Origin of the sequence: Paenibacillus camelliae, assembly GCF_023715345.1 — a bacterium.
Taxonomy (GTDB): domain Bacteria; phylum Bacillota; class Bacilli; order Paenibacillales; family Paenibacillaceae; genus Pristimantibacillus; species Pristimantibacillus camelliae.
Genome location: NZ_JAMBNY010000001.1, coordinates 1,191,783 through 1,216,264 on the forward strand (window position 1 = coordinate 1,191,783; position 24,482 = coordinate 1,216,264).

Here is a 24,482-nt window from a genome sequence, read left to right on the forward strand (position 1 = left end):
GCCTCATCTCAACATTGTTCACTATTTTAGCATCGTTCTACTATTGCATGCTGCAAGGTCGAGCTATAATAAAGCTGAAAAGTACACAACTATACAAATGTGTAAAAGGGGAGTATACATGAAACTAAATAAAATTCGAAAGCATGGCAGCTTATATGCCAAAATGCTAATGGGGATTACCCTTGGCATCGTCATCGTATTAATTGCCAGTTCCTCGGTCTATTACGTTTCGTTTACTCGCATCCTTCAACAGAAAGCATTTGAATCAGATTTAAGCGATCTAGAGCATACCGGTCAAGCCATTGCAATTACGACTGAAAACGCGCAGACGGTTTCCTTTCAGATTTATCGAAACAGCACAATTGCTAAAATATTGTATTATAACGATCCTCACCCGTTTGATATTCAGGGCGCGATGCTAGATCTGTACAATTATCTAAATTCTATGCCTTTTATTGAATCAATCTATGTGTATAACGCCTCACAGGATCGCTACTATATCGTATCTCAGAATGGTCAAAGAGGGGTCATAGAAGAAGAAGCTTTGGCAGACACCGCATTTATCGATATTTTGAATGATTACCGTGATTACGAACCGTTCGCTCCCATTCCTAGAATTTTAGACTCATCGTCTACCAAAAATAATGAAACCGCTGTCTATACGTATTTATGCTATGACGCTATCGGAACAGATGGTAAATTAAATTCAGCGATCGCCGTCAATATTTCCGCTGATTGGATAAATCAGGGTATCACGCTAAGCAGCAATGATGATACAGAGCAAATTTACGTGATCGATCAACACGGCTCTATCCGAAATGTCCAGAACCTACAGGAGATCGAGCCTGATTCAGCAGTTTCTACTACACTATTAACTTTAGATCCTAGTCATGAGGCCAACTATTCCATCTCAAGCTTTAATGGGGTCAAATCACTGCTAACCTATACTGCTCGTGATCAGTTTGGCTGGTATTATGTGCGAGTTACGCCGTATCGAGATATTATCGGAGAAGTGCAGCAGGTTGGTGTCACAACGATCCAAATCGCCTCAATCATACTCATCGCCGGACTACTGCTATCGTGGCTATTATCTAAATATTTGTACGCGCCCATCAACAAAATTAAAGTTCGCATGGAGGATCTCGAATCAGAATGGCGCAACAGCAGCTATACAATCAGGCAAAATGCGCTAAGCAAGCTGCTGCAGATTCAAGGCTTCAATCCTAAATTACAGCTAGAGAAGCTGCGCAGGATAGGTGTACAGTTCGATTTTACTAAGCCTTATCAGCTCGTTTTTATAAGAATCGATCGATATGATGAACTGAAAACCCAAGGTCATCGAGATATACTCACCTATAAATTTGCCATTATGAACATTAGTACAGAAATTTGCTCAAAGCATTTCCATGTCGATGCGCTTGATCTAGAGGATGATTGCTTGCTAATGTTTTTGAATATACCGGAGCAGACAACAATCTCATCTGAAACACTTCCGCTGATTATGAAGGAAGTTCAAGTGGCCTGTGAGGAGTATTTGCGCTTAGGTATAACGATTGCTGTAACACCACTTAGCAGTGATCCACATCAGCTGTACACTTTATACAAGCAAGCAAAGGATGCCTCTCTCCATCGTTTCTTCAAGGGACGAGGCGCAATAATAGATGTACAGCAGCAACCTTTAGCGCAAAAAGCACACACCTTTCCGATCGGCAAGGAAAAAAGGCTCATCGAAGCAATAAAAACAGGAAAATGCGAGGAGGCCAAGCAGCTCTATGATGAAATTATGGAAGGAACAAAGCAGTATCCGCTTCAAGTAGTCCAGCTAACGACGAAGCATCTAACGGTCACGCTTGAAAATATGATCTCAGAGATTGAGAAGAATAGCTCCCTGCAGCTTGGTTTCGATCGTGAGCTTATCCTGCCTAAGTTCGAAAACTATGAAACCCTCGAGGAAATGTCCTATCAATTTCACCAGCTCTTTGAGAAGCTGACTTCTAAGCTAAGCGAAAAAAGGAACGGCAAGCAGGAGGAGCTTACAAGGAGAATCAATGAAATCATTGAGGAGCGATATGCCGATCCCGCACTTGGTCTCAATTATATTGCTGATGAGCTTAACATGTCCTCCTACCATATTAGCCGGGTATACAGGCAGCATAATTCAAGTAATATTGTGGACATGATTAACCATATTCGTATGGAGCACGCGAAGCAGCTACTTATAAAATCTGCGATATCTATTGCTGACATTGCTGCAAAAACTGGCTACACTAGCAGCTCTTATTTCCACCGAATGTTCAAAAAGCTCTACGGTGTTACCCCATCAGAATTTCGCAATGCGAATCGCAGCAGCTAGCAGGGTACTCCATTATATACGACAAAAAAGGCCGACTCTGTAGTCATTCTAACAACTACAGAGTCGGCCTAGCTATATCTATTGCCGCTGGGTAACCTATTAACTCACCCGATGCAACATTTCAGCTCTCTAGCTCATTAATCTGCTAATGCTTTATCTATCGGGAACATGCCGCCTGACCAGGCCTTCTGCGCTGTCCACTCTGCCTCCCCTTGCCAGAATTCTGCTTCTGGAGGAAGCCCAAGAGCAAGGAATACGGTAAGGCATAAATACAGACTGCCAGTTGATATATAGCCTTCTCCGATCTCCTTCTGGCTGCCAGCAAAACCGATACGAAGCCATCCGTCCTCATCGAACGTACCCGGAAGCTCCAGCTGGCGCTTAATGACAGCCGTCAATGCACAGCGAACCTGAGCAGGTTCCAGCTCCTCTGCAAGCTCATTCCTTAGCGCCATCAACGATAAATGCTGAAATGCACCGAAGCGATAGGCTAGTGATCGACCAATTGGGGGATACGTTCCCTCCGGTGAAATCAATCGTTCGAGCACAGAGGCGAAGCGTACAGCCCGTTTCATCGTGTTCGCTCGAAGCTCAGACCAATCGTGAAATTGGTCTCCCAATACGTCCAATACGTCTACGAGCATCGGCTGAATGACAAAGCTGTTGTAATAATCCCAATGAAAATCCGGTCCATCTCCGTAGGCTCCATCCCCTACGTACCACTGCTCATGCTGTCTCAGCGCATAATCTACTCGCATGCGATCCCACGCTTCTCCCATACGGAACAACGCTGCTTCAATGGTTGCACTAAACAATAGCCAATTGCTGAATACGGGGCGAATAACTCGAGTCGCCATAAGCGCTTGCGCCAAATTTCCCTTCACCTTCGGCTCAAGCTTCTCATACAGCTCAGTAGGAGCGCGAAGCACCGCGTTGGCTAGAAACGCTGCATCAACGAGAGGCTGACCGCCTCTATCAAAATTCATATAGTCAGGCGAAGCTGGCTCCGTAGCTGCATCAATAGCATCCCTTGCCAAGCTAGCCATCTGAGACCTGCGTTCCTCTTCCTCGCCAGATAGCGAAGCGCTTTCAAGCCACGGTGCAATTCCAGCTAGTGTACGCCCTAATGCCTCTAGATGCGTATATTCCGATCGATCGTCTGTCCAGCCCTCTACTGGCATAGCTTTGCGAAGCTTTCGCTCTGATAAGGCGTACAGCACTGGATGCGCGATTCGTACTAACGTGTCGACCCAATATTTTCGGTCTGCTCCCACCATGATTCCCCCTTGCTTTAGTTAAGGCTACCTGAATATATTTCTCTAATTGTGACCGCTTTCCTGCAAATATTGCAGCCATTGCTGCTTATAGCTCTCCTGAATTTTTTCCAAGCCAGCCTGATTCGCTTTCTCCATAAAGGTTTTCAGGCCGTCCTCTACATCATCAACCAGCCCTGCCATTAACGGATATAAATATTGCTTCTCTACTTGTTCTAATGCAGCTCGTTCTGCTTGATAAGGTGTGTAGTCCTCTGCAAAACCAGTATAGATATCTGGTACTTGAATTTTATCTAATTCATTAAAGATCGCTTCAACTCCGTCATAGCTCGGCTCGAATATCATATATTCAGGGTTACGCCATGCCCAGCCGTTCATCGCTTCCCGCACAAATCCGTTCGTTGTGTTATCACCAATCATCTTGTAATATCCGTCTTCAACGGTATAGTTGACGTCTTCAAAGCCATATTGAGTCAATAAATTATAGCGCTTGTCTGTAACCATTAATTCATAGAATGCGAGTGCACGCTCTGCTTTTTTACTGTTTTTCGGAACAGCGAAGCCGTTATGAATCGGATGAACGGGCGTCGCGTAGCCAAGCGTCAAGCCATATGGATGATAGGCTAGATCCCAATCAGGGTGCAATGCTTTCATCTGATTCAGCACACTATTGTATCTAGTCGGGTTATCGGATAGCATCGCCGCTGCTGTGCCGTTCGTTAGTTTATCTTGGTTACCATCTGTTTCATTCAGCTCATTTTTAGAGAAGTAGCCATTGTCTGCCCAGCTTTTATAGCGCTTTAGATCCGTTAAATGCTCCTCTGATCCCCAGTAGCCTACTATATTGGAAGGGTCACTATAGGAAGCATGCAGACCATACGGCATCGCGCCTACTCTTTGACGTTGAAAATCAAGATAGGCATCCTCAAGCGTTGCACCAACATCCTGACCTACTGCAAGCGGCTGAATATTCGGTTCATTTTGTTTAATTCCTGCTAGATAAGCCTCAAAGGTCTCGATATCAACTGGCTTCGGTAAATTATGCTTCACACGTAAATCCTCACGCCATACGAAGCCACCAGTTACATACTCCTTATAGGTTGCTGGCACAGTATAGATATTGCCATCGATTTTAACGGCCTCCCACATATCCTGCGGAACAAACTCATAAAGCTTTGGCGCTGCAACAGGCAGCAGCTCATCCAGTCGCATGAAGGCACCGTTTTTAGCATATTGCTGATATTGCGTCCACTCAGCTGTAAAGATTAAGTCTACATCCTGCCCTGTAGATAGGAGCAATCTGTATTTCTGATCCCAATCTGTCCATGTTGTATAGTTAAATTTCACCGTTGCATTCAGATCTTCAAGGAGCCACTCGTTAACCTGTGCTTCTACCTTATCCAGATCCTTCGGAGCATTACCTAACATATAAAACTGCAGCTCAACCCGTTCAGAGGTATCGATACCGGATATTGAGCTTTCGTTGCCTTCAGCATTCGTTCCCTCGGTTGTAGTAGACTTGGATGGCGCTGGGCTTGGCTCGTTGTTCGTTTTGCTGTTATTGCTGCATGCTGCGAGCAATGTGAGCACCAACACGAGTGAGATGAATAGATGTAACACCTTTTTCTGTTTACCTACCATTGGAGAATCCTCCCTTTATCTATTTAATATATATGTTAGCTAGCGTATCCTCAAGAGGGCTGCCAGTTCTAACCTTTCACTGCACCAATCGTCAAACCCTTCACGAAATACCGTTGGATGAACGGATATAGAAGTAAGATTGGCCCCGTTACAACGACTGCCATCGCCATCTTCATCGATTCCGAAGGAACAGGTCCCGATAGCACAACTCCTGCACCAGCCCCTATGCTATTCAAGAAATTGGATGTGTTAATAATGTTGTATAGGTAGAACTGCAGCTGGTACTTCGCTGTATCGTTAATAAACAGTGCGGAATGGAACCAGTCGTTCCAGTAATGCAAGGCCAAAAACAGCCCTACCGTTGCCAGCCCTGGAACGGCGAGTGGCAGTACAACGCGATAGTAAATAACAAAATCATTTGCGCCATCGATTTTTGCTGATTCAACGACCTCATCAGGTACCGCTGAATGGATAAAGCTTCGCATCAAAATAATTAAAAATGGCGTCATTAACGATGGCCAGATGAGAGCATTCATCGTATTCCCAAACTTTAAATAGTTCGTAATCAGCATGTAGTACGGAACAAGTCCACCACCAAACAGTGTAGTAAAGTAAATGAAAAACGAGAAGAAATTTCTATACTTGAAGTCCTTTCGCTGTAGCACATAGCCCGCCATCGTCATAAGCAGCAGTCCGATAGCCGTTCCGACAATCGTGACAAAGGTCGTTACACCATAGGCTCGAAGCAGATCCTCAGGAAACATAAAGACGATCTTATAAGCATCAAGCGTGAAAGAAGACGGAATGAGATTATATCCCTCTCTAACGATTTCTTCATTGCTCGTAAGTGAAGCGGAGATGATCAGCAGGAATGGGAGCAAGCACAATACGCTTCCGGTTAGCACGACGACATAGGCTATGAAGCGAAACCACTTTGTGGCGCCGTCTTCTTTGATCTTCATACTGTCCACCCCCCTTAAAATAGTGCGTAATCTTTATTGATTTTTCGAATGATTGTGTTGACGGTCATAATTAAAGCAAAGCCAAAGATGGATTGATATACACCAGCAGCCGTTGCCATCCCCATATCAAACGTAACACGCAGTGATCGGTAAACATACGTATCCAAAATATCTGTCGTGCTGAATAGAAGCCCGTTGTTGCCGACCATTTGATAGAACAGATCGAATTGCCCCTTCATAATGCCGCCTAGCGCAAACAGCAGCAGAATGACAAACGTATTTTTTAGCATCGGCAACGTAATGTGCCAAGATCTTTGAAAAATATTCGCACCATCGATTTTGGCGGCTTCATAGTATTCCTCGCTTATCCCAGTAATCGAGGCCAAGTAAATCACCATACTGTAACCAAAATTTTTCCATAAGAAAAAGATAATAATGAGAAATATCCACGCTGTTGGCTTAGCATATAAATTGATCGGCTCAGCACCGAGCTTCTCCAGCACCGTGTTCAGCACACCTTGATCGTAGTTGAACAGGTTGAACACGATAACACTTAAAATAACGAAGGATACAAAGTAAGGTAAAAACAATATCGATTGTGTTATCTTTTTGAACCATTTCCCCCTAAGCTCACTGAGCAGCACCGCTACCGATATCGCCAGCCCATTGACGAGGACGATAAAGGCGATATTATAGCCGATTGTGTTGATCGTTAATTGAATGAGCTTGCCAGATTTCCATAGAAACTCAAAGTTTTTAAGTCCAATAAAAGCCATCTGAAACATATTCGTAGAATGAAAATCAAACTGGACAAACGCATAATAAATACCAATCATCGGCACATAATTGTTGATCAAAAAATAAAGCAGAGTGGGCAGCAGCATAAGGAATAAAATTTTATTTTTATTCAGCTCATGCAGCAGACCCTTTTTCTTATGCACCATCGTTTTAGACATAGTAAGCTCCTTTCCACATATTAAATTGTTGCTGCTTGTTTTCGTAAATTTGTGCGCTTGATTTAGCTAGCTCAAACTATAATTCAGCAGCAAAGCCATTAAAAGTGAAATTCCAGTTCACTATTGAATTATTCAGCAGTTGTGTAGTGAACGATTGTGATATTACTGTACAAAAGCGCTAATTTGCAGACATTAGCACTGTAAAGTGCCTTGAATATCTGTGCACAGACTGTTCAAACAACAAAAAACAGACTACCTATTATCGATAGTCTGTCGGGTTATTGCTGAAATTGAATATATTATTGAACCTGTATACAGAAGTGGTACGTCCTGTGAATTAGTAATTTTCAACATTTTTTATTCTACTACATTTAATTAGTGCACATTGTTCACGATGCCATTAAAGTTCACCATGCAGATGCTCGCAGCTTTTCACTACTGTGAGTCCTTCTCCCGCTTCCTCCATGAGATACAGCTTGCAGCGCGATTGCGGCATATCGAATGGCTGGTGAAGGATAAGCATCAGCTCCCCCTCCAACGTATGAAACAGCATGCCGTGTCCGCTGTCTCCGTGAACGAGCGGCTCTAGCTGCTTCCAAGGGCCTTGCAGCTTTCCTGATTCCGAGCGGGCAATCGTCTGCACATACTGCCCGTTGTCATAGCTGGACCACAGCATAAGGAGACTGCCGTCCTGCTTTCTATACAGCTGGCAGCCATCCGTTACATAAACCTTTCCGTCATATCCTTCAGCTGGTCCACCCGTATCCCATGTTGCTTCTGAAGCGTTGAACAATCGAATAGGCTCCCCTATCGCTTCTCTTAGATCATCACTGAGTGGAGCTGCATCAATCGTACCGTCGATCGTCTGAATCCACTCATGACAATAGACCATCCACGGCTTTTTCTGCTCATCCACAAATAGTGTTCCGTCAAGCGTCATCCTTGACGGATCGATGACAGGAGCATCCTCTCGTATCAGCTCAAACGGACCTTCAGGAGAATCGCTAACAGCAATCGCCGTCCCGCGCCAATGCTTAGCAATTGGAATCGTGTTGTTATCTTCTAGCGTACGCATGCGGTTATGCAGCGTTACAAACAAATAAAACCGTCCTTCGTAAGCATGCACCTCAGGAGCCCAGGTACCATGCATCGGATGTGCCCATACGTTATCTGGAACAGTAAACACAACATACGGACCTTCCCACTCTAATAAATCATTGCTGCGATACGTTAGTACACCATAGCGCTCCATCCCCGTGAATGTAGGGATACCACTTGTATATAAGTAGTAAACACCAGCTTGCATATCGACCCATACATAAGGGTCATGTGCAGGGATGTCGCTCAGCCTTAAGCCTGAACGTGGATTGGATACATCAGATGCTTCATTATAAATCGCCATCTCGTTTCCTCCTGTACAATCGTTTCGTTGCATGCACGTATTAGATTATTTTTCCTTTGCAACTAATATTCGATATAGCTGCAAGTAACCCTGCCTCCATTCAATCCATACTTGCTGATGATTCTTATCAACTAGTTGTTACCCGTAACAAAAAGCCCTAACTAGATATGGATTTGACGCACGTCGCCGCCAATCTAATTAGGACTCTCATTAGTTCAACTTATTTAGTTAGATAAATTCAGCGTTAATGTGATGTGTTCCTTGCCAGCTGGAATGTGAACGATACCGTCGATTAACTCGCCCGCTTCTCCATCGACCGCAGTGACTTGTTTGTCATCGTGCACTCGAATAGAGAACGGCTTACCACTGCCAGCAACTGTAATCGAGATTGTATTCTGCGCTCTCGTCGCTTGCACATTCACTTCTACTGCACCGCTCACATTATAAATGTTCGCTGCAGCACTCTTTCCATCCTCTAGCTGATATATCGCTATCTGTGCATCCTGAGCATAATCATAATCTGGTCGACTATGATCCGCTCCTTGTACGATAATTGAATTAGGTCGTGCATATAAAGGTAAGCTGAAGAAATCATACTGCTCAGTAAACCACTTGCCGCCCTCTACAACCTTACCACTGATGACATGCGTCCATTTCCCCTCTGGCAAATAATAACGTACCACGCCATCTTCCTTAAGCACTGGCGCTACGAGTAAATGATCTCCCAGCATATACTGTCGATCAATATATTCGACCGCAGGATCATTTGGAAACTCTAGCACCATCGCACGCATCATCGGAATGCCTTGCTCATGAGCCTTTGCTGCCATTTGATACAAGTAAGGCATGAGTCGACATTTTAAATTCGTAAAGTGACGAGTAACATCTACCGCTTCCTCATCATATACCCATGGTACTCGGTACGATTTACTTCCATGAAGACGACTATGACTAGAAAGCAAGCCGAACGCTAGCCAACGCTTAAACACATCGTCCTGCGGCTTATTCTCGAAGCCACCAATATCATGACTCCAATACGCAAAGCCTGATAATCCTAGTGACAGCCCGCCACGCAAGCTTTCAGCCATCGATTCATAATCAGAATTACAATCGCCTCCCCAGTGAACTGGGAACTGTTGCCCACCCGCCGTCGCGGAACGAGCAAAGACGACCGCTTCGTTTTTGCCAAGCTTTTCTTCCAGTACCTCGAATACAACTTTATTGTACAAGTAAGCATAGTAGTTATGCATTTTGTGCGGGTCGGAGCCGTCGTAGTATACAACATCCGTTGGAATTCGCTCACCGAAATCCGTCTTAAAGCTATCTACTCCTTGATCAATTAGCTGGCGCAAATACCCTGCAAACCACTCACAAGCAGCCGGATTTGTAAAATCAACGATGCCCATTCCTGCCTGCCACATATCGGTCTGCCATACATCACCATTTGGTTTTTGAAGTAAATAGCCATGCTCCATACCTTCATCGAACAGCTTAGAGCGCTCAGCAATATATGGATTAATCCATACACTAATTTTCAAGCCCTTTGCTTTCAAGCGCTTCAGCATACCTACAGGATCAGGGAACGTTTGTTTATCCCATGTAAAATCAGTCCAATGGAAGCCGCTCATCCAAAAACAATCAAAGTGAAAAACAGATAATGGCAAATTACGTTCAGCCATTCCATCGATGAACGATTGAACCGTTTCTTCATCATAATTTGTTGTAAACGATGTGGTGAGCCATAAGCCAAACGACCATGCAGGCGGCAATGCTGGCTTGCCGGTTAAGTCTGTATATTTCGTAAGCACATCCTTCATATCCGGACCATCGATAACAAAGTACTCTAATGATTCGCCTTCTACTGCGAATTGCACTTTTTTCACTTTTTCCGATGCGACCTCAAAGGAAACGAGCTCTGGGTGATTTACAAATACACCGTAGCCTTTGTTGCTTATATAGAATGGAACATTTTTGTAGGCTTGCTCAGAGCTTGTGCCACCGTCCTTGTTCCACATATCAACCACTTGACCATTTTTCACAAAGGAAGTGAAGCGTTCGCCTAAGCCGTAGACTAATTCACCTACACCTAGGTCTAATTCTTCGCGCATATACGTGTTCGTTTTACCTTCTTTAATGTAGGCCATTGACTTCACTCGACTGCCTGTCAAACGCTCACTGCCTCGGTAGAAGGAAACTTGCCACTCTTCGCCTTTTTGCACATGAGCGCGTAACGAACCACTAGTAAATATAATCTCACTATCTGTCTCTTCGATTGTTACAAAATCTCCTGTCTCTGGAGTCAGCATAAATTGTGGTCCACGTTTTTTTGTTCCTTTAAAGTGGACGAGCTTTACACCGATAATACCCGGTCTTGGTGAGTGGAATATCACTCTTAACATCGGCGTATTTAAAATATTTGAGCGAATAACGATTGGTTTCGGAGATACGTTGACGGTTAGCTTATGATCTTCAACATAATGATCATAGGGCTCAACTGCACTAATTACCTCATACTGCTCACGAATCATCCAATTTCCATCAGTAAACTTCATGTTGTCTCACCTTTTTCTATGTCTCTTGCGGTAGCTTCACAAGGACTTTATATTTTTCACCCGCTTGGATATCTCTAATGATATGATCCTTCAATATCTGCTCGTCCACAGCAATCGTCATCTCTTTCACATCTGCATGACGCTCGATAACAATATTAAACTCGGCACCTCTAAATTGACGTTGAATCGATGCCGTTTGCCAGTCAGACGGAAGCTGAGGAGTAATCATTAGTCCTTCCTTATTGCCTTTCACTCCGAATAGACCGTCAATAATACAGCGATAAATCCAAGCCGCTGTTCCCGTATTGAACAGATGACTTGATCTACCCGCAGTTCGAGGAATTTGACGATAGGCACCACGGTAATAGTTAGGAATAAATGCTGGCAATTGACCACGATGAACAATATCCTCTAGATCTGGACCAGGTATCATTTTTCTTAATAAGCGATAAGCATTATCCTGCTCCTCTACTTGATACAGAGCGAAAATATAAAATGCTGCCGCGTGATTGTAGACTGCACCATTTTCAGCGCTGCCTGGATGCTTCTGCGTCACTCGCCCTACGTCCTCACGCATTTTTGTATAAGCAGGCGCTAGCTTTTCCACCCCATAAGGTGTTTCTAGCAGCTCCTCTACGGATTGTAAAATCTTCGCTTGCTTATCCTCATCTGCTGCTCCACTCATTAATGACCAGCCTTGAGGATTGATAAAGATTTTACCTTCTTCATCCGTATGAACACCGAACACCACATTATCGTCTGTTATTCCTCTTGCATACCAGTTGCCATCCCATAGATATTGATTCGCAATGGCATTGGTTTGCTCAGCTTCTGCTCTAAAGCGCGCTGCAACATCCGGCTGTTCAGCAGCTTCACATATTTCCGCCCATACATTAAAGGCATAAGCAGAAGCAATCGTTAGCCAGCCAGAAACACCCTTACCTTTGTACCCAACCATGTTCATAGGGTCACACCAATCACCCTGCTCGATATAATTCAATCCGCGTTCATCTCTCGTCGCTAATAGCCAATTCATCGCGCGCACGATATGCTCAAACACACTAGCTGGCTTTGGATCATCCTGGAATGGGATCATTTCATCCAATATTGAATAATCATTGGTCTCATCCAAATAAGTCATTAAACAAATCGGCAACCAGATGCAATGATCGGTATGCGGAACCTGATTGATATATTTCAACTCAGCATCTTTATGCAGTATAATTCCATCTGGCATAGCGCCACTCGCAGCTTGCTGCTGCAGAGCAGTTAGAAAGGCTTGACGGGCAATGGGTCCATCGATATAACTCATTCCCATATTATCCTGCAAATAGTTACGTGTCTGCGGATCTGTCGTTAGTCGGTTGGTCTGCCCATGATAGTAAATTTGTCTCGGCAACCAATGATTGACGAATTGATCAAACGAAGCATCCGGTGTTTTTATGTTCATAATGCCTGCGCCGCGTTGAATATATTGCTCATAAGTTTGCTTCGCCGTAGCAAAGCCATCCTTGCCTGCTGCATTCGTTCTAGTAAAATACTTATCTCTTATATTTGCAATTTCTTGCTTGTTGTTAGCAGGGCCGAATAAAAATCTAAATTGCTGCTCCTCTTGCGACTCTAATGTTATACGATATTGCATGACTGCAGCTGGTGTCTCATAACGACTGTCGCTATTGCTTAACGCTTCAGTTGCTAATGCTGAAGGATTATGGATGCCTCCCTCTCCTTCGAACACCTCCCAATTCGCTTCCCAGCTATGTGGCGCTCTATCAGCTAATAAAAACGTCATATCTTTCAAGTTTTTAATTTTTTCATAATCCTTGTACTTTTGATACGGCGTAATTGAGGTAGCAACGATACCTTGGAGATCTGCCTCATATTGTCCAGATTGATTCATCCAGGACATATAACCAATCGTAAACGATGGATAGATACTGATCTTCCGTTGTTTATTAGAATTATTTTTAACGGTAACTTTCCACATCTCGATCGGCTCATCAGGTGATAGAAAGAGTGACATATTCAACTCAATATCATCAAATACTACTTTCCAGGATATATCAGACTTCCCTACAATAAATTGATATTGATCTGGCATTGCGCGTACTGGCTCATATGGAGCCGAATATAACTTAGAATTCTCTTCATCCTTTATATAAACGAATCTGCCCGGATGATGTGCGTAATAAGGCTGCTCAGGCTGCATGAACGTTTTCGCTTCCAGATTGGGAGCATAGGAATATTTGGCTGGTTCAGGCTGCATGAATTGCGCAACAGCATAGCCTCTACAATTCACATCCATCATCATATGATCGTTCCATAAAAACCCTGATGCTTTGGGCATAACGACCGGGCTTTTCAAAATAATATATTGCTCATCCTTTGTTGTTTCTATCATGTGATCTACTCCTTAGCTTCATATTCAAACCAATCATAATATGCTTTTGTCTTATTACGTGAGTAGTTGTACATTGCAATAAATACTCCAGTAAATCCGCCCGCAACCTCAGTTGATAGCAGGCGTGTTTCACCATCTCCAAGCAAGGTCCACTGCTTACCGTCTACTCTGTAATAGAAATGATAGTCTGTCGGTGTTGCTTCAATCCGTAATTCTGTAGTCGTTCCGTCGATAGGTTCAGAGAGCTTTTCATCTATTAAACTACCGACTTGTCTACGCAGGATAAACTGAGTCTGACCATTAACCTTTGTCAGTGCAAGATCGTAATGATTCTTATCATCCATGAACACCGTTAAGCCAGCTTCGTCGTCCTGTTGCGGTTCATATTCCATACTGACCGTTACCTCGCAGCTATGGTGCTGCTGTCTGCGGCCAATAAAGGCAGGATACCCTCTACTATCTAATCGATCAGAAGAACCAGCAAGCATTAGCGTGCTTTCTTTCTCCGACAAGGACCATTCCGTCTGTTCCTCACTACGTAGAAATGTCCAGCAAGCTTGCAGCTGCGTTTCATTAAACTCATCGCGACTAGGTGCCTGCTTCCACTTGGCAACGGGTAGGTTTGGTGCATGCTCTTCTAATTCAACCGTGCCTTGATTGCCAATGATCGGCCATCCATCTTCTGTCCAATGGACAGGAGCTATAAACGTTTCTCTGCCAATATGATGGCGATATGGGTAAGAGACTGGACGAACTCCTAAAAACACCGCCCACCAGCTTCCATCTGATGCTTGTACGAGATCAGCATGACCAGTAGATTGAATGCTGCGGCCAGAGCTGCGATGAGTAAGAATAGGATTATAAGGACATGACTCAAATGGACCATACGGGGATCTACTACGAGCAATTACCTCGGTATGTCCGTACTCCGTTCCTCCCTCTGCACACATTAAATAATAGTAATCGCCTACTTTATATAAATGAGGAGCTTCTGTAAACTTCCCCCCAGTACCTTTCCAAATGAGTTTTGTATCCGTTAATTTCTTACCCGTCTCAATATCAATTTCGCATTGATAAATACCAATTCCTTCTTCTGTCCCTGTGCTTGAAAAATAAACCTTATCATCCTCGAAAAATAGTGATGGATCAATCCCTGACTGATCGACGTAAATCGGTTCTGACCACTCGCCAGCAGGATCTTCTGTCCACACATAAAAATGACCGCATTTTGTTTCATTTGTTGTAACCATATAAAAGCGCCCTTGATGATATCGAATCGTTGGAGCCCAGACGCCTTCTGAAATTTTTGCTCCTTCTAGCTGCAGCTGACTCTCTTTCGTTAAACAATGCCCGATTTGCTGCCAATGCACGAGATCTTTACTGTGCCAGATCGGAATTCCTGGAAAATAACCAAAAGAACTAGTTACAATATAGTAGTCCTCACCAGCACGACATATGCTAGGATCAGGATAAAAGCCTGGAATTATTGGATTTTGGAGCTTCATGTGATCTCATCTCCTACCTGCTAAAATAGCTTCTCTCTCGTATGCTAATATATCTGGATAAATTTGCATAAAGGCTGTTCCGACAATCGAATGATTTCGTTGGAACAGCCTTATGCTACTCTAATATATAATTTATTATTTCAGTTTATCCCAAGCAGCCTGCATGTTCTCTGTCCATTGCTGTGCATCTACTTTTCCAGCTAGGAATTCTTGAATGACACTACCAAATTCTTGTGTCACACCATCTGGGTACTTACCAGAAATATTAGGGAATGCTTCACCGCGGTCTACGTATTCAACTAGTGCAGAAGCGAGAGAGCCCATATCTTCTGGAGATGCTTCAATTGTAGATAGAGTTGGAATGAATTTGAAGTTTTTAGTAATATACTCTTTACCCATATCAGAAGTAACAAGCCAGTTCAAGAAAAGCTTAGCTTCTTCTTTTACTTTTGAATCTTTATTAACGACTAGGTTTACAGGCACACCAACAGTTACTTTGCTTGTTACTGCTGCGTCATCGCTAATCGGCATTGGCAATACGCCCATATTCATGTCTGGGTTAATGCTGTCGATCATGTTTTGCGTCCAGTTACCTTGTTGCATCATAGCCGCTTCGCCATTAGCAAACATCGTTACTGCCGTATTATGATCAGTAGTCAATGGATTTTTATTACCATAGTCTAATGTTAATTGCATTAGCTTCGCCCAATTTAGGAAATGCTCATTGCCAGCAATCGTAGTTGTACCATCATTCAAGCCTTCGATAAATGCATTCGTATCTGGTTGGTTGTTGAATGCTACACTCACACCCTGGCTACCTACTAACCACCATTCGTAATACGCATTAGCAAATGGAGTAACGCCAGCGTCAGCAATCTTTTTCGCTGCTGCTTCTAGCTCTGAATATGTTTTTGGAAGTGGGTCGATGCCTACTTCTGCAAAAATATCTTTATTATAGATATAACCGAAGCCTTCCATGCTTAGAGGCAAGCCATATACTTTACCATCTAGCGTAACCGGATCAGCTGCTGCTGGAGCAATGTCCCCTACCCAAGGTTGATCAGATAAATCTTCAATACGTTCTTGCCACAGCATTAATTTAGAATAGCCGCCATTAGAGAAAATATCTGGACCTTCGCCAGAAGCAAACTTCGTTTTCAGGCCAGCTTCATAGTCACCGCTGCCGCCTACCGTTTGAACATCAACTTTAATGTTTGGATGCTCTGCCTCAAACGCTCTTGCAAGCTCATGCAAGCCTTCTACAATTTCAGTCTTGAATTGGAACACAGTTACTGTCTTTTTCTCCTGTGATCCACTTGCTGCTTTATTGTTGCTACTGTTCGAATTTGAATTACCACCGCCACAAGCAGCGAGTACGATAACGAGCGTTAACAACAATGATGACATTTTGACCAATTTACCCTTTTGCATTGAAATAATCCCCCTCTAATTTAATTCATCTATAATAACATGTAAGTTATTATCCTTTGACTGAGCCAGCTGCAATTCCCTCTACAATGTAACGTTGTAAAAATAAGAAAAATACGATAATTGGAGTAATGCCAAGTACTAATGCTGGCAGCGCTAGATCCCATTGCTTCGTATATTCAGAGAAGAATGAGAATGTTGCTAATGGAATCGTTCGCAGATCTGGTTTCTGCAAAATTAGCGATGGTAGCAAGTAATCATTCCAAATCGCTAACGTATTCAGTACAACGACCGTCATAATCATCGGCTTCAACATCGGTAATACAATTCGGAAAAATACACCAATGCGTGTTGTACCGTCGACCGTAGCTGCTTCTTCAATTTCTAACGGAATGGATTTCACAAATCCATGAAAGAGAAAGACAGCCATCGGCGTACTTAAACCTAAATAACTAATAATTAGCCCTGCTTTCGTGTTCATTAAATTCAACTCGCTAATGACACGAATTAACGGCATCATGATCGTCTGAAAGGGAACGACCATTGCGGCTACTAATACGAGTAGAAAAATCTGATTAAAAAGCGTATTAGCACGAACCATGCGATAAGCAGCCATGCAGCTGATAAGCGCGATTAACGCTACACCAATAACGGTGATCACAAGGGAATTCGTAAAGGCTTCAGGAAAGCGAGTCAATGACCACGCCTTTGAGTAGTTTTCCCATTGAAATACTTGCGGCCAGCTCGCCGCATCCGACATAATTTCACCGAATGGCTTTACGGAGTTAACAAAAAGGAAGTAAAACGGTGCGAGAAAAACGAGTGAAACTAGCACCATCCCTATTTCAAGAATAAGTGTTCTACCAGTGTATCGTTTCATCGTTATGCCTCCACCTCCTTGCTTTTCGTTACGCGAACCTGAATTAAAGTAATAATAGCTACGGTTACAAAGAATAATAATGCTTTCGCAGTACCTAACCCATAACGGTTATTTTGGAAAGCTTCATTGTAGATATTCATCGCTACAGATTCCGTCGATTTGTACGGGCCACCTGCGGTCAACGATAAGTTAATATCAAAGATCTTGAATGACCAGGAGATAGCTAAAAATAAACAAATCGTAACAGCTGGCATAACCAATGGAATCGTAATATTGCGAAGCAACTGCCAGCGGTTAGCTCCATCTATTTCTGCAGCTTCAACAATTTCCTTAGGTACATTCGTTAAAGATGAGATGTAGATAACCATCAAGTAACCAGCTTGATGCCATACAAACACAATGACAATCCCCCAGAAACCAGTCGTAGGATCACCAAGCCAAGCTAGTCCAAAAAATGACCAATCTGTCAGCCTATAAACGGTATCAAACCCCTTAATAAAGATAAACTGCCAGATAAAGCCCAGTAATAAACCGCCGATGACGTTCGGCATAAAGAAGACCGTCCGCATAATGTTTCGTAATTTTAATGCATTCGTTAATACGTAAGCAAATCCGAAGCTCACGACATTAACTAGAACTACACCAACAATAGTGAACTTGGTGGTAAATATGAATGACTCCCAAAAGTTGGAATCATTTGTGAATAGTGTTTTAAAGTTGCTCAACCCTACCCAGTTGACTGTTTTCGCAATCCCATTCCAATCCGTCAATGAATAGTACATCCCTAATAAAAATGGTACTATGAGAATAAGAACGAAGAATATGAACACGGGTCCAACAAAGAACGTTTGTAGTCCCCATTCCATCTTTCTCTTTTTCATGCGGTATCTCCCTTCTTCTGTCTTGCTGCTAAAGTATCTTCATTATAAGGACTAGAAGAACAGACAAATACCTACTAGAGTGAACTAAAAGGGGTAAAATATTGATTGGGGAGTGTTAAATTGAAGTTCAAAACGATACGAAGCAAGCTCATTATCTTTTTATTACTGGCAACGATCATACCCATTTCGGCGACGATGTTAGTCAGTTACCATTACACGAGTGAGTCGCTAAAGAAAAGAATGGCTACCGAAAATATGAATTTACTATTTCAAGGGGCTAATAATTTATCAACGCTATTAGATAATTTAAACCGAGCGAGCTCTAATATTTATACGATACAGTCCCTTATTCAAGGCGGCTATAACGATAGGTATAGTGAATCACGTGTTTATGATGCACTACTGTACATGACCAGTGTTGTCCCTGATGTGTATCAAGTGTATTTGTACGAGAATAAAAATAACAAGGCTACACTTGTTACATTAAACACACCTAGCCGAAACTATAATATTGATGTCCATCCTTCCACCGATTCCGACGAGCATTTACTGCCAACTCATCTAAGCCATACATACGGATTAACTTCGTTAACGGCTAATCATACCGCTCGTCATGTATTTACATTGCAAAATAAAATACAAAAGATCCCATCCACCGAGGTGATCGGACATTTGGCGATAGATGTTGATATTAAGGCAATTACGAGCATTGTTCACAATCTATATAATCCGGGTGCTGAAAAATTTTATATTATCGATCATAATAAACAGCTTATCTATAGTGATGATGAGACGCAGTATGGACAAGCCTTTGCTAGTGCTTGGTATGACGAGGGCGTACAAGCTAATGAACAGCTGCAAAGCTATTTTGAGGCAGAAGATAGCTTATTTGTTTATCACAAAATAAAAAACAATTTAACGGATTGGACATTAGTGAAGGAGATACCTATTGCTTATTTAACGAAGGAAGCTAAAAATGCTGCGGCTATTAACATCCTATTGTTAGCGATCTCCTTAATTACGATTATTGGGGCGACTATGATCATCTCGATTCGTCTTACTATGCCAATACGTCAGCTTTCTAGATATATGAGTTTAATTCAAAGCGGACAATTAGATGTCGCTATTCCATCTGTGAAAAGCCATGATGAGATTAGTAATATTATTAACCGTTTCCGTGAAATGATGAATACGATTAACAACTTAGTTTTACGGGAGTACAAGTTGGAGCTATCCAGCAAAAATAATCAGCTTAAAGCAATGCAAGCGCAAATAAATCCGCATTTCCTCAATAATACGTTGCAAATTATCGGGACATTAGCTTTAGAGCAAAACAATATGAGAATCTACAAGCTACTATCCTCACTAGCTAAAATGATGAAGTATAGTATGCACAACAACAATAAAGTCGTTAAATTAATCGATGAGCTTGATCATGTAAAAGCTTACATTGAGCTGCAAAAAGAGCGCTATGAAAATCAATTTAACGTACAATTTAATATCGATGAATCTTTACTGTCAATGCCGGTGCCGAAGCTTATCCTACAGCCTATTGTAGAGAACTACTTCAAGCACGGCTTTCAGCGCAACACCGACAATCAGCAGCTATCGATTCAAGTAAGCGCACTTCCCGCGCATACGATTTGTATTAAAATAAGCAATAATGGGTTACCCATTGCGCCTGAGAAATTGGAGGAACTACATCAGAAGCTGGAGTATACCGCAAGCAATTTACTGAGCCTTGCGGAGCATGATAGCGATGAACCATCATCCAATCCATCCATTGGATTAAATAATGTTCTGACCAGATTAAAGCTACTTTATGATAATAAAGCTACCTTAGACATTGACAATAACCCCGAAAACAAAGGGACTATTGTCGTAATCATTTTTCCTGCACAAGTGAAATTGGAGCGTGAATAAAATTGAGAGCATTAATAGTAGATGATGAATCTCGTGTAAGAAAGGCGATTCGACTATTAGTCAATTGGGAAGAACACGGTATTACCGAAATCGAAGAAGCAGAAAGCGGAAAAAAAGCAATTGAGATGATGAGTGAGTTTAAACCACAGCTTGTCATTACCGATATGATGATGGATGATGGTGACGGCATTGAGCTAATGACTTGGATCGAAAGCTTCTCAAAAACTTGTAAATTCATCGTAATAAGCGGGCATGATGATTTTGAATATATGCGCCACACCGTTCAATGCGGCGGAATCGATTATATATTAAAGCCAATTGATGATGATATTATTAATACCGCTGTAGCTACAGCAACGAAGGCTTGGTTAGCCGAAGAGCATACGCGCCAAGTTCAATTGGAGCAATCGATTAAGCTTAATGAGCTGAAGCCAGTACATGATGAGAAGCTTCTATCTCGGCTAATCGATGATCCTACCAATATTCACTATACCGTTCAACGATTGCAAAGAGAGCGTGTCATTCCTGACCAGATTAAGAATGCACAGCTCGTTATACTACAAATTAACAACGCAGATGAACCTCTATTAAACAGGTTCGGTAACGATATCGATCTATTGCTGTACACGATTGAAAATATTTGCAATGAGTGCATTGGCGGTAATACAAATGGTATTGCGTTTAACTACTGGGGCTCATTTGAGCAAATCCTCCTATTATTATGGGATCATAAGATTGATGCAGCTCATGTCACTAACCAAATAAATGATGCAATACAGATGCTTTTTTCCCGCAAATTCCATTTTGGAACAACGACGATGGGTAAATTTCCATCTAGTTTAGCTAATCAATATGATGAAGCGATTCGCGCTTTGAATCATCGTAACTTGCTTGATTTCACGACCTATTTGCACAATGTCCGTGAGGTAGAACAGTTCAAAGGCCGCACCAGCTATTCGTTTGCAGACGTTCGAGAGGAATGGAGAGTTGCCTTAATAAGCGGCAATCTACACTTCATTGAGCAATACTCCACCTCTTGGCTGCAGCAATTTGTAAATAGCGGTTATATTAGCCCTTATATTTTACAGGCATGGTTAGAGGATATGTTTAGCTTCCGCCACTCCTTATTACAAGAGATTTCGAGCAATCAGAAAAATGAACTGCTATCACTACTGGAGCAGCAGGATAAATTAAATATTCCTCCGAGCATACACGATTACAGCATTAAAATACATGATTGGCGACAATGGGCACTACAATTTAACCTCGATCTGTCACAAGCCATCACTAGTATTCAGCAGAATAAGTCTCGTTCGTTTTCTGATATCGTGTCATATATCGAGCTGCATTATAATGAGGAGCTTACACTGCAAGATATTGCTGATACGTTCCTCATTAGTCGAGAATATATTTCAAGAAAGTTCAAACAGGATTATGCCATTAGCTTCACAGAATATTTAACGAGCTTTCGCTTAAACAAAGCCAAAGCATTACTGCGTAATCATAATCTGAAGCTAAATCAAATCGCGGAAATGGTCGGCATTGCAGATGTAAAATACTTTAGCAAGGTGTTCAAGAAGCACGAGGGCTTGACGCCAAATGAGTATCGTAAAACATTCGTGAATCGGTAAAGTATGATACACCTGTGCTATTCATAATTGCAGATGTAAAAAGAGAGCAGCCCTAGAAAAGCATTAATTGCTTCTAAGGCTGCTCTCTCGCTATTTACTGCGTGTAATCGTTAGAGATACTGGTCCAATAATACCTGAAGGCAATGAAAGACCATCATAGCTATTCGCTAGGCTGTTTGTTACTTCAACTTGTAGCTCATTATGACTCTGCAGCAGTTCGGGCTTTAGCTGAAACACGTACGGCTTCCACATCCGAACGCCAAGCTCCTGTCCGTTAACCGATAGCCGCGCAATTTCATGCACTTCCCCTAGATCGAGCTCAATGCTTCCTTCTCTTACATCGTCAGGCAGCTCAAAGCTTCTCGTATAGATGACGCTGCCAGAATAATGCTCCAGTCCTGCCCACTCAGTCCATGAAGCCAAGCTGCTCAGCTCCTTGCTGCATGCAGCAAGATCAATATGCCAGCCCTCAGAGAGATCAATTGTTTCTGTCCTCGTCTCACGCTCGAACGACTCAACCTTGTCAATCTGTTCGCTCAACTCGCTTGGTTCAACATCGGATTTATCCACTGTAGCTGTAACACTCCCCAATCTATCCCATGCGATAACAATGCATTCTCTGCGTGCAACACTGACCTTAATAGTCTGCTTATCTCCTACACGTGAATATTGTGCAGCTTCAAGCTCCCCCGTCCACGGATACCAAATTTCTGGTGTTCCAGTGAAGCTTACAAGCAGCTTACCTTCGTAGCTAGTCTCCCCTTCATTCACGACGACAAGCAAGTTCGTTCCTTCCTTGGTAATTCGACTGATCCGTATCGTTGGCTGTGCTGGTTGAAGCTTAAAGGCATTGATACGGTCTAGGCTTGTTGCTACGAGATCTTCTGCCTCTTCTGCATTGAAAGCTCGCTGCTGACCAATGACACCGAGCCCTTCTTTCTCATCCTTCCATTCAATCACTTTGCCACCTTGCTGGACAAATTCCGCTAGCATCTCCTCACACGCTTTACTGAAACGACGTCCGTCTTCGATGACGATGATGCTATACCTCTGTTTAGCGATATGTATCGTTCCGTCAACGATGTGGCTAGCATGGAGCAGCAGCTCTTCCTCTAAATAGTTAAATTCAATCTGTCGCTCATATAACGGTTTAACGATTCTCCAGGGCAGGTAGGAAGCTTGCGCCAGCACCGCAACCTCCGCACCATTCACGCTGTCGGTCATAAGCCAGCTCATCCGCTTCATGTATCTTGCAAACTGAGCATACTCTGACCACCATATGTTGTTGGGGCCAACGTCAGGTGGTCGTTCATCTCTACGCTCCCCGCGTATTGAATAATAAAAGGCGTGAGGGACAATGAGGTTGACACCTCTAACGAATAGCCAATCCAAATACCACTTCATATTATCCGCTGTTAATGACCATCCACCTTCACGTCCGCAAACTCCAAAGCTTTCGTTCAGGTTACGGCGTCTGCTTCGATGTCGCGCAGCATCAGAGGAGCATTTGCCCATTGTGCTGTGCATGCCGGTAAGCGCTTTATCATCCTCAGGAGCGACATAACGCCACACGATATCCTGACCTGGAATATGGAAATGCTCCAACAGCCCAATATCATCACTAGCTGCGGGATGTCCAGTCAATCCAATGCCATGCGCCTCGCACCAATCAGCAAGCGGCTTGTAATAGGTACGCGAAAGTCGTGCTTGAACAAGCTTCTTATAATAATGACGTATCCGCTCCGCTTCCTCTCCGGCTTCGAACCAAAGCGCTGGAAGCTCCTCCTCACGCCCACCACCTGCTAGAAACTCTTCCATAAAGCCTGTAGTCCAAGGCATTAAGCCTTCCTTATGTCCTCTGCCAAGCAAATCCGGCTCATCCGTAAACATAGCAAATATCGTTGTTCCAAAATATTGCTGCAGCTTCTCATAATAACGTTCATGCGTCAATGCAATAAAGGTGTTCGTCGCCTCTGGATTCAACAGGTCAGCAGCTAAAGGTGCATCTGGCTCTCCATCATCCTGTCCGGGGTGTACACCTCGAATCGTTCCTTGGGAGTAGGTATCAACGAGCAGCAATACCGACCAGCTTCCTTTATTCGGTGGAGTAAATTCAATATGATCGCTGCCTTGCTCAAGCTTGAGCACAATGGTTCGTTCCATCGTTATTTCTTGCTCAGTTAACTTACAAACGGCTTGCGCAGAAACGAGCTTCTCTCCTTGCGACAGATCAATAGTTAGCTTAAATGTCTCGTTCTCTTCTCCGCATGCATACTCTCGAAGCTGCAAAGCACGGCTAGCGTATTCTGGATTATGCTGGACAACCATCCCACATGCCGAACCAGAAGGGTACATTCCTTCATCATAGAGAATGACCTTCATTCCAAGTCGCTGCGCCTCGGCTACTGCCGCTTCGACCAATTCCATATATGATTCCGATAGATAAGGCATCGTTCGAGGCAATCCCATCCGAGGATGGATAACAAAGCCTTCTACTTCCTTCGCACGGAAATCATGAATTTGTCTAATAATTTCAGACTTAGACAGCTCATCGTTCCAAAACCAGAACGGGATTGGACTAAATTCGCTTGGTGGATTAATAAATGTCTGCTTCAAGCTTTCAAGTAGCTTCATCGTTCTCGTCGACACCTCGATCCTCGTTCATTGAATTGTTTATTGAATTGTTTATTGAA

The 24,482-nt window shown here is 43.0% G+C and carries 15 protein-coding genes; 3 read left to right on the top strand and 12 right to left on the bottom strand.

The genetic code is table 11. The annotated features are described in order from the left end of the window. The first annotated feature begins 118 nt into the window (after positions 1-118). Entirely contained in the window at positions 119-2,353 is a 2,235-nt protein-coding gene (locus M3180_RS05375) for an AraC family transcriptional regulator (RefSeq protein ID WP_251666247.1), read from the top strand. 137 nt (positions 2,354-2,490) lie between these two features. Here the strand turns inward: M3180_RS05375 and M3180_RS05380 are convergent, their stop codons facing one another. From M3180_RS05380 to M3180_RS05430, 11 genes are all read right to left on the bottom strand, one after another. Further along, positions 2,491-3,630, bottom strand: a complete 1,140-nt coding sequence (locus M3180_RS05380) for a DUF2264 domain-containing protein (protein ID WP_285855577.1) — start codon at positions 3,628-3,630, stop codon at positions 2,491-2,493. 42 nt (positions 3,631-3,672) lie between these two features. After that, a complete protein-coding gene (locus M3180_RS05385) occupies positions 3,673-5,268 on the bottom strand; it encodes an extracellular solute-binding protein (protein WP_251666248.1) in 1,596 nt (531 codons plus the stop codon). 68 nt (positions 5,269-5,336) lie between these two features. Beyond that, positions 5,337-6,230, bottom strand: coding sequence for a carbohydrate ABC transporter permease (locus M3180_RS05390; RefSeq protein WP_251666249.1), 894 nt, complete (start codon positions 6,228-6,230; stop codon positions 5,337-5,339). Positions 6,231-6,244: 14 nt separating this feature from the next. Next, complete coding sequence (locus tag M3180_RS05395; RefSeq protein WP_251666250.1) at positions 6,245-7,186, bottom strand: ABC transporter permease; 942 nt, start codon at positions 7,184-7,186, stop codon at positions 6,245-6,247. Positions 7,187-7,586: 400 nt separating this feature from the next. Next, complete coding sequence (locus M3180_RS05400; protein WP_251666251.1) at positions 7,587-8,588, bottom strand: glycoside hydrolase family 43 protein; 1,002 nt, start codon at positions 8,586-8,588, stop codon at positions 7,587-7,589. A gap of 224 nt (positions 8,589-8,812) precedes the next feature. Beyond that, positions 8,813-11,140 carry an alpha-xylosidase gene (yicI, locus tag M3180_RS05405; RefSeq protein WP_251666252.1) on the bottom strand — a complete coding sequence of 776 codons (2,328 nt, stop codon included), beginning with the start codon at positions 11,138-11,140 and terminating at the stop codon, positions 8,813-8,815. Between the two features lie 16 nt (positions 11,141-11,156). Further along, on the bottom strand, positions 11,157-13,541 hold the full coding sequence (locus tag M3180_RS05410) for a GH36-type glycosyl hydrolase domain-containing protein (RefSeq protein WP_251666253.1): 2,385 nt from the start codon (positions 13,539-13,541) through the stop codon (positions 11,157-11,159). Between the two features lie 5 nt (positions 13,542-13,546). Continuing rightward, complete coding sequence (locus M3180_RS05415; protein ID WP_251666254.1) at positions 13,547-15,046, bottom strand: glycoside hydrolase family 43 protein; 1,500 nt, start codon at positions 15,044-15,046, stop codon at positions 13,547-13,549. Between the two features lie 135 nt (positions 15,047-15,181). Beyond that, complete coding sequence (locus M3180_RS05420; protein WP_251666255.1) at positions 15,182-16,477, bottom strand: ABC transporter substrate-binding protein; 1,296 nt, start codon at positions 16,475-16,477, stop codon at positions 15,182-15,184. 49 nt (positions 16,478-16,526) lie between these two features. Continuing rightward, positions 16,527-17,354, bottom strand: coding sequence for a carbohydrate ABC transporter permease (locus M3180_RS05425; RefSeq protein ID WP_251666256.1), 828 nt, complete (start codon positions 17,352-17,354; stop codon positions 16,527-16,529). 2 nt (positions 17,355-17,356) lie between these two features. Then, positions 17,357-18,235 (bottom strand): carbohydrate ABC transporter permease, encoded by an 879-nt coding sequence (locus tag M3180_RS05430; RefSeq protein WP_251666257.1) that lies wholly within the window; start codon positions 18,233-18,235, stop codon positions 17,357-17,359. A 105-nt stretch (positions 18,236-18,340) separates the two neighbouring features. On the opposite strand from M3180_RS05430, the gene M3180_RS05435 reads away from it, so the two are divergent. Next, a complete protein-coding gene (locus tag M3180_RS05435; RefSeq protein WP_251666258.1) occupies positions 18,341-20,158 on the top strand; it encodes a cache domain-containing sensor histidine kinase in 1,818 nt (605 codons plus the stop codon). Positions 20,159-20,160: 2 nt separating this feature from the next. Beyond that, positions 20,161-21,789, top strand: a complete 1,629-nt coding sequence (locus M3180_RS05440; protein ID WP_251666259.1) for a response regulator — start codon at positions 20,161-20,163, stop codon at positions 21,787-21,789. Between the two features lie 90 nt (positions 21,790-21,879). Here the strand turns inward: M3180_RS05440 and M3180_RS05445 are convergent, their stop codons facing one another. After that, entirely contained in the window at positions 21,880-24,423 is a 2,544-nt protein-coding gene (locus M3180_RS05445; protein ID WP_251666260.1) for a glycosylhydrolase-like jelly roll fold domain-containing protein, read from the bottom strand. Between the last annotated feature and the right edge of the window lie 59 nt (positions 24,424-24,482).

Coding starts and splice junctions, on each gene's coding strand:
- M3180_RS05430 (WP_251666257.1), bottom strand. CDS start 18,235: ATGAAAAAGAGAAAGATGGAATGGGGACTACAAACGTTCTTTGTTGGA.
- yicI (WP_251666252.1), bottom strand. CDS start 11,140: ATGAAGTTTACTGATGGAAATTGGATGATTCGTGAGCAGTATGAGGTA.
- M3180_RS05385 (WP_251666248.1), bottom strand. CDS start 5,268: ATGGTAGGTAAACAGAAAAAGGTGTTACATCTATTCATCTCACTCGTG.
- M3180_RS05375 (WP_251666247.1), top strand. CDS start 119: ATGAAACTAAATAAAATTCGAAAGCATGGCAGCTTATATGCCAAAATG.
- M3180_RS05415 (WP_251666254.1), bottom strand. CDS start 15,046: ATGAAGCTCCAAAATCCAATAATTCCAGGCTTTTATCCTGATCCTAGC.
- M3180_RS05445 (WP_251666260.1), bottom strand. CDS start 24,423: ATGAAGCTACTTGAAAGCTTGAAGCAGACATTTATTAATCCACCAAGC.
- M3180_RS05420 (WP_251666255.1), bottom strand. CDS start 16,477: ATGCAAAAGGGTAAATTGGTCAAAATGTCATCATTGTTGTTAACGCTC.
- M3180_RS05410 (WP_251666253.1), bottom strand. CDS start 13,541: ATGATAGAAACAACAAAGGATGAGCAATATATTATTTTGAAAAGCCCG.
- M3180_RS05425 (WP_251666256.1), bottom strand. CDS start 17,354: ATGAAACGATACACTGGTAGAACACTTATTCTTGAAATAGGGATGGTG.
- M3180_RS05390 (WP_251666249.1), bottom strand. CDS start 6,230: ATGAAGATCAAAGAAGACGGCGCCACAAAGTGGTTTCGCTTCATAGCC.
- M3180_RS05395 (WP_251666250.1), bottom strand. CDS start 7,186: ATGTCTAAAACGATGGTGCATAAGAAAAAGGGTCTGCTGCATGAGCTG.
- M3180_RS05380 (WP_285855577.1), bottom strand. CDS start 3,630: ATGGTGGGAGCAGACCGAAAATATTGGGTCGACACGTTAGTACGAATC.
- M3180_RS05400 (WP_251666251.1), bottom strand. CDS start 8,588: ATGGCGATTTATAATGAAGCATCTGATGTATCCAATCCACGTTCAGGC.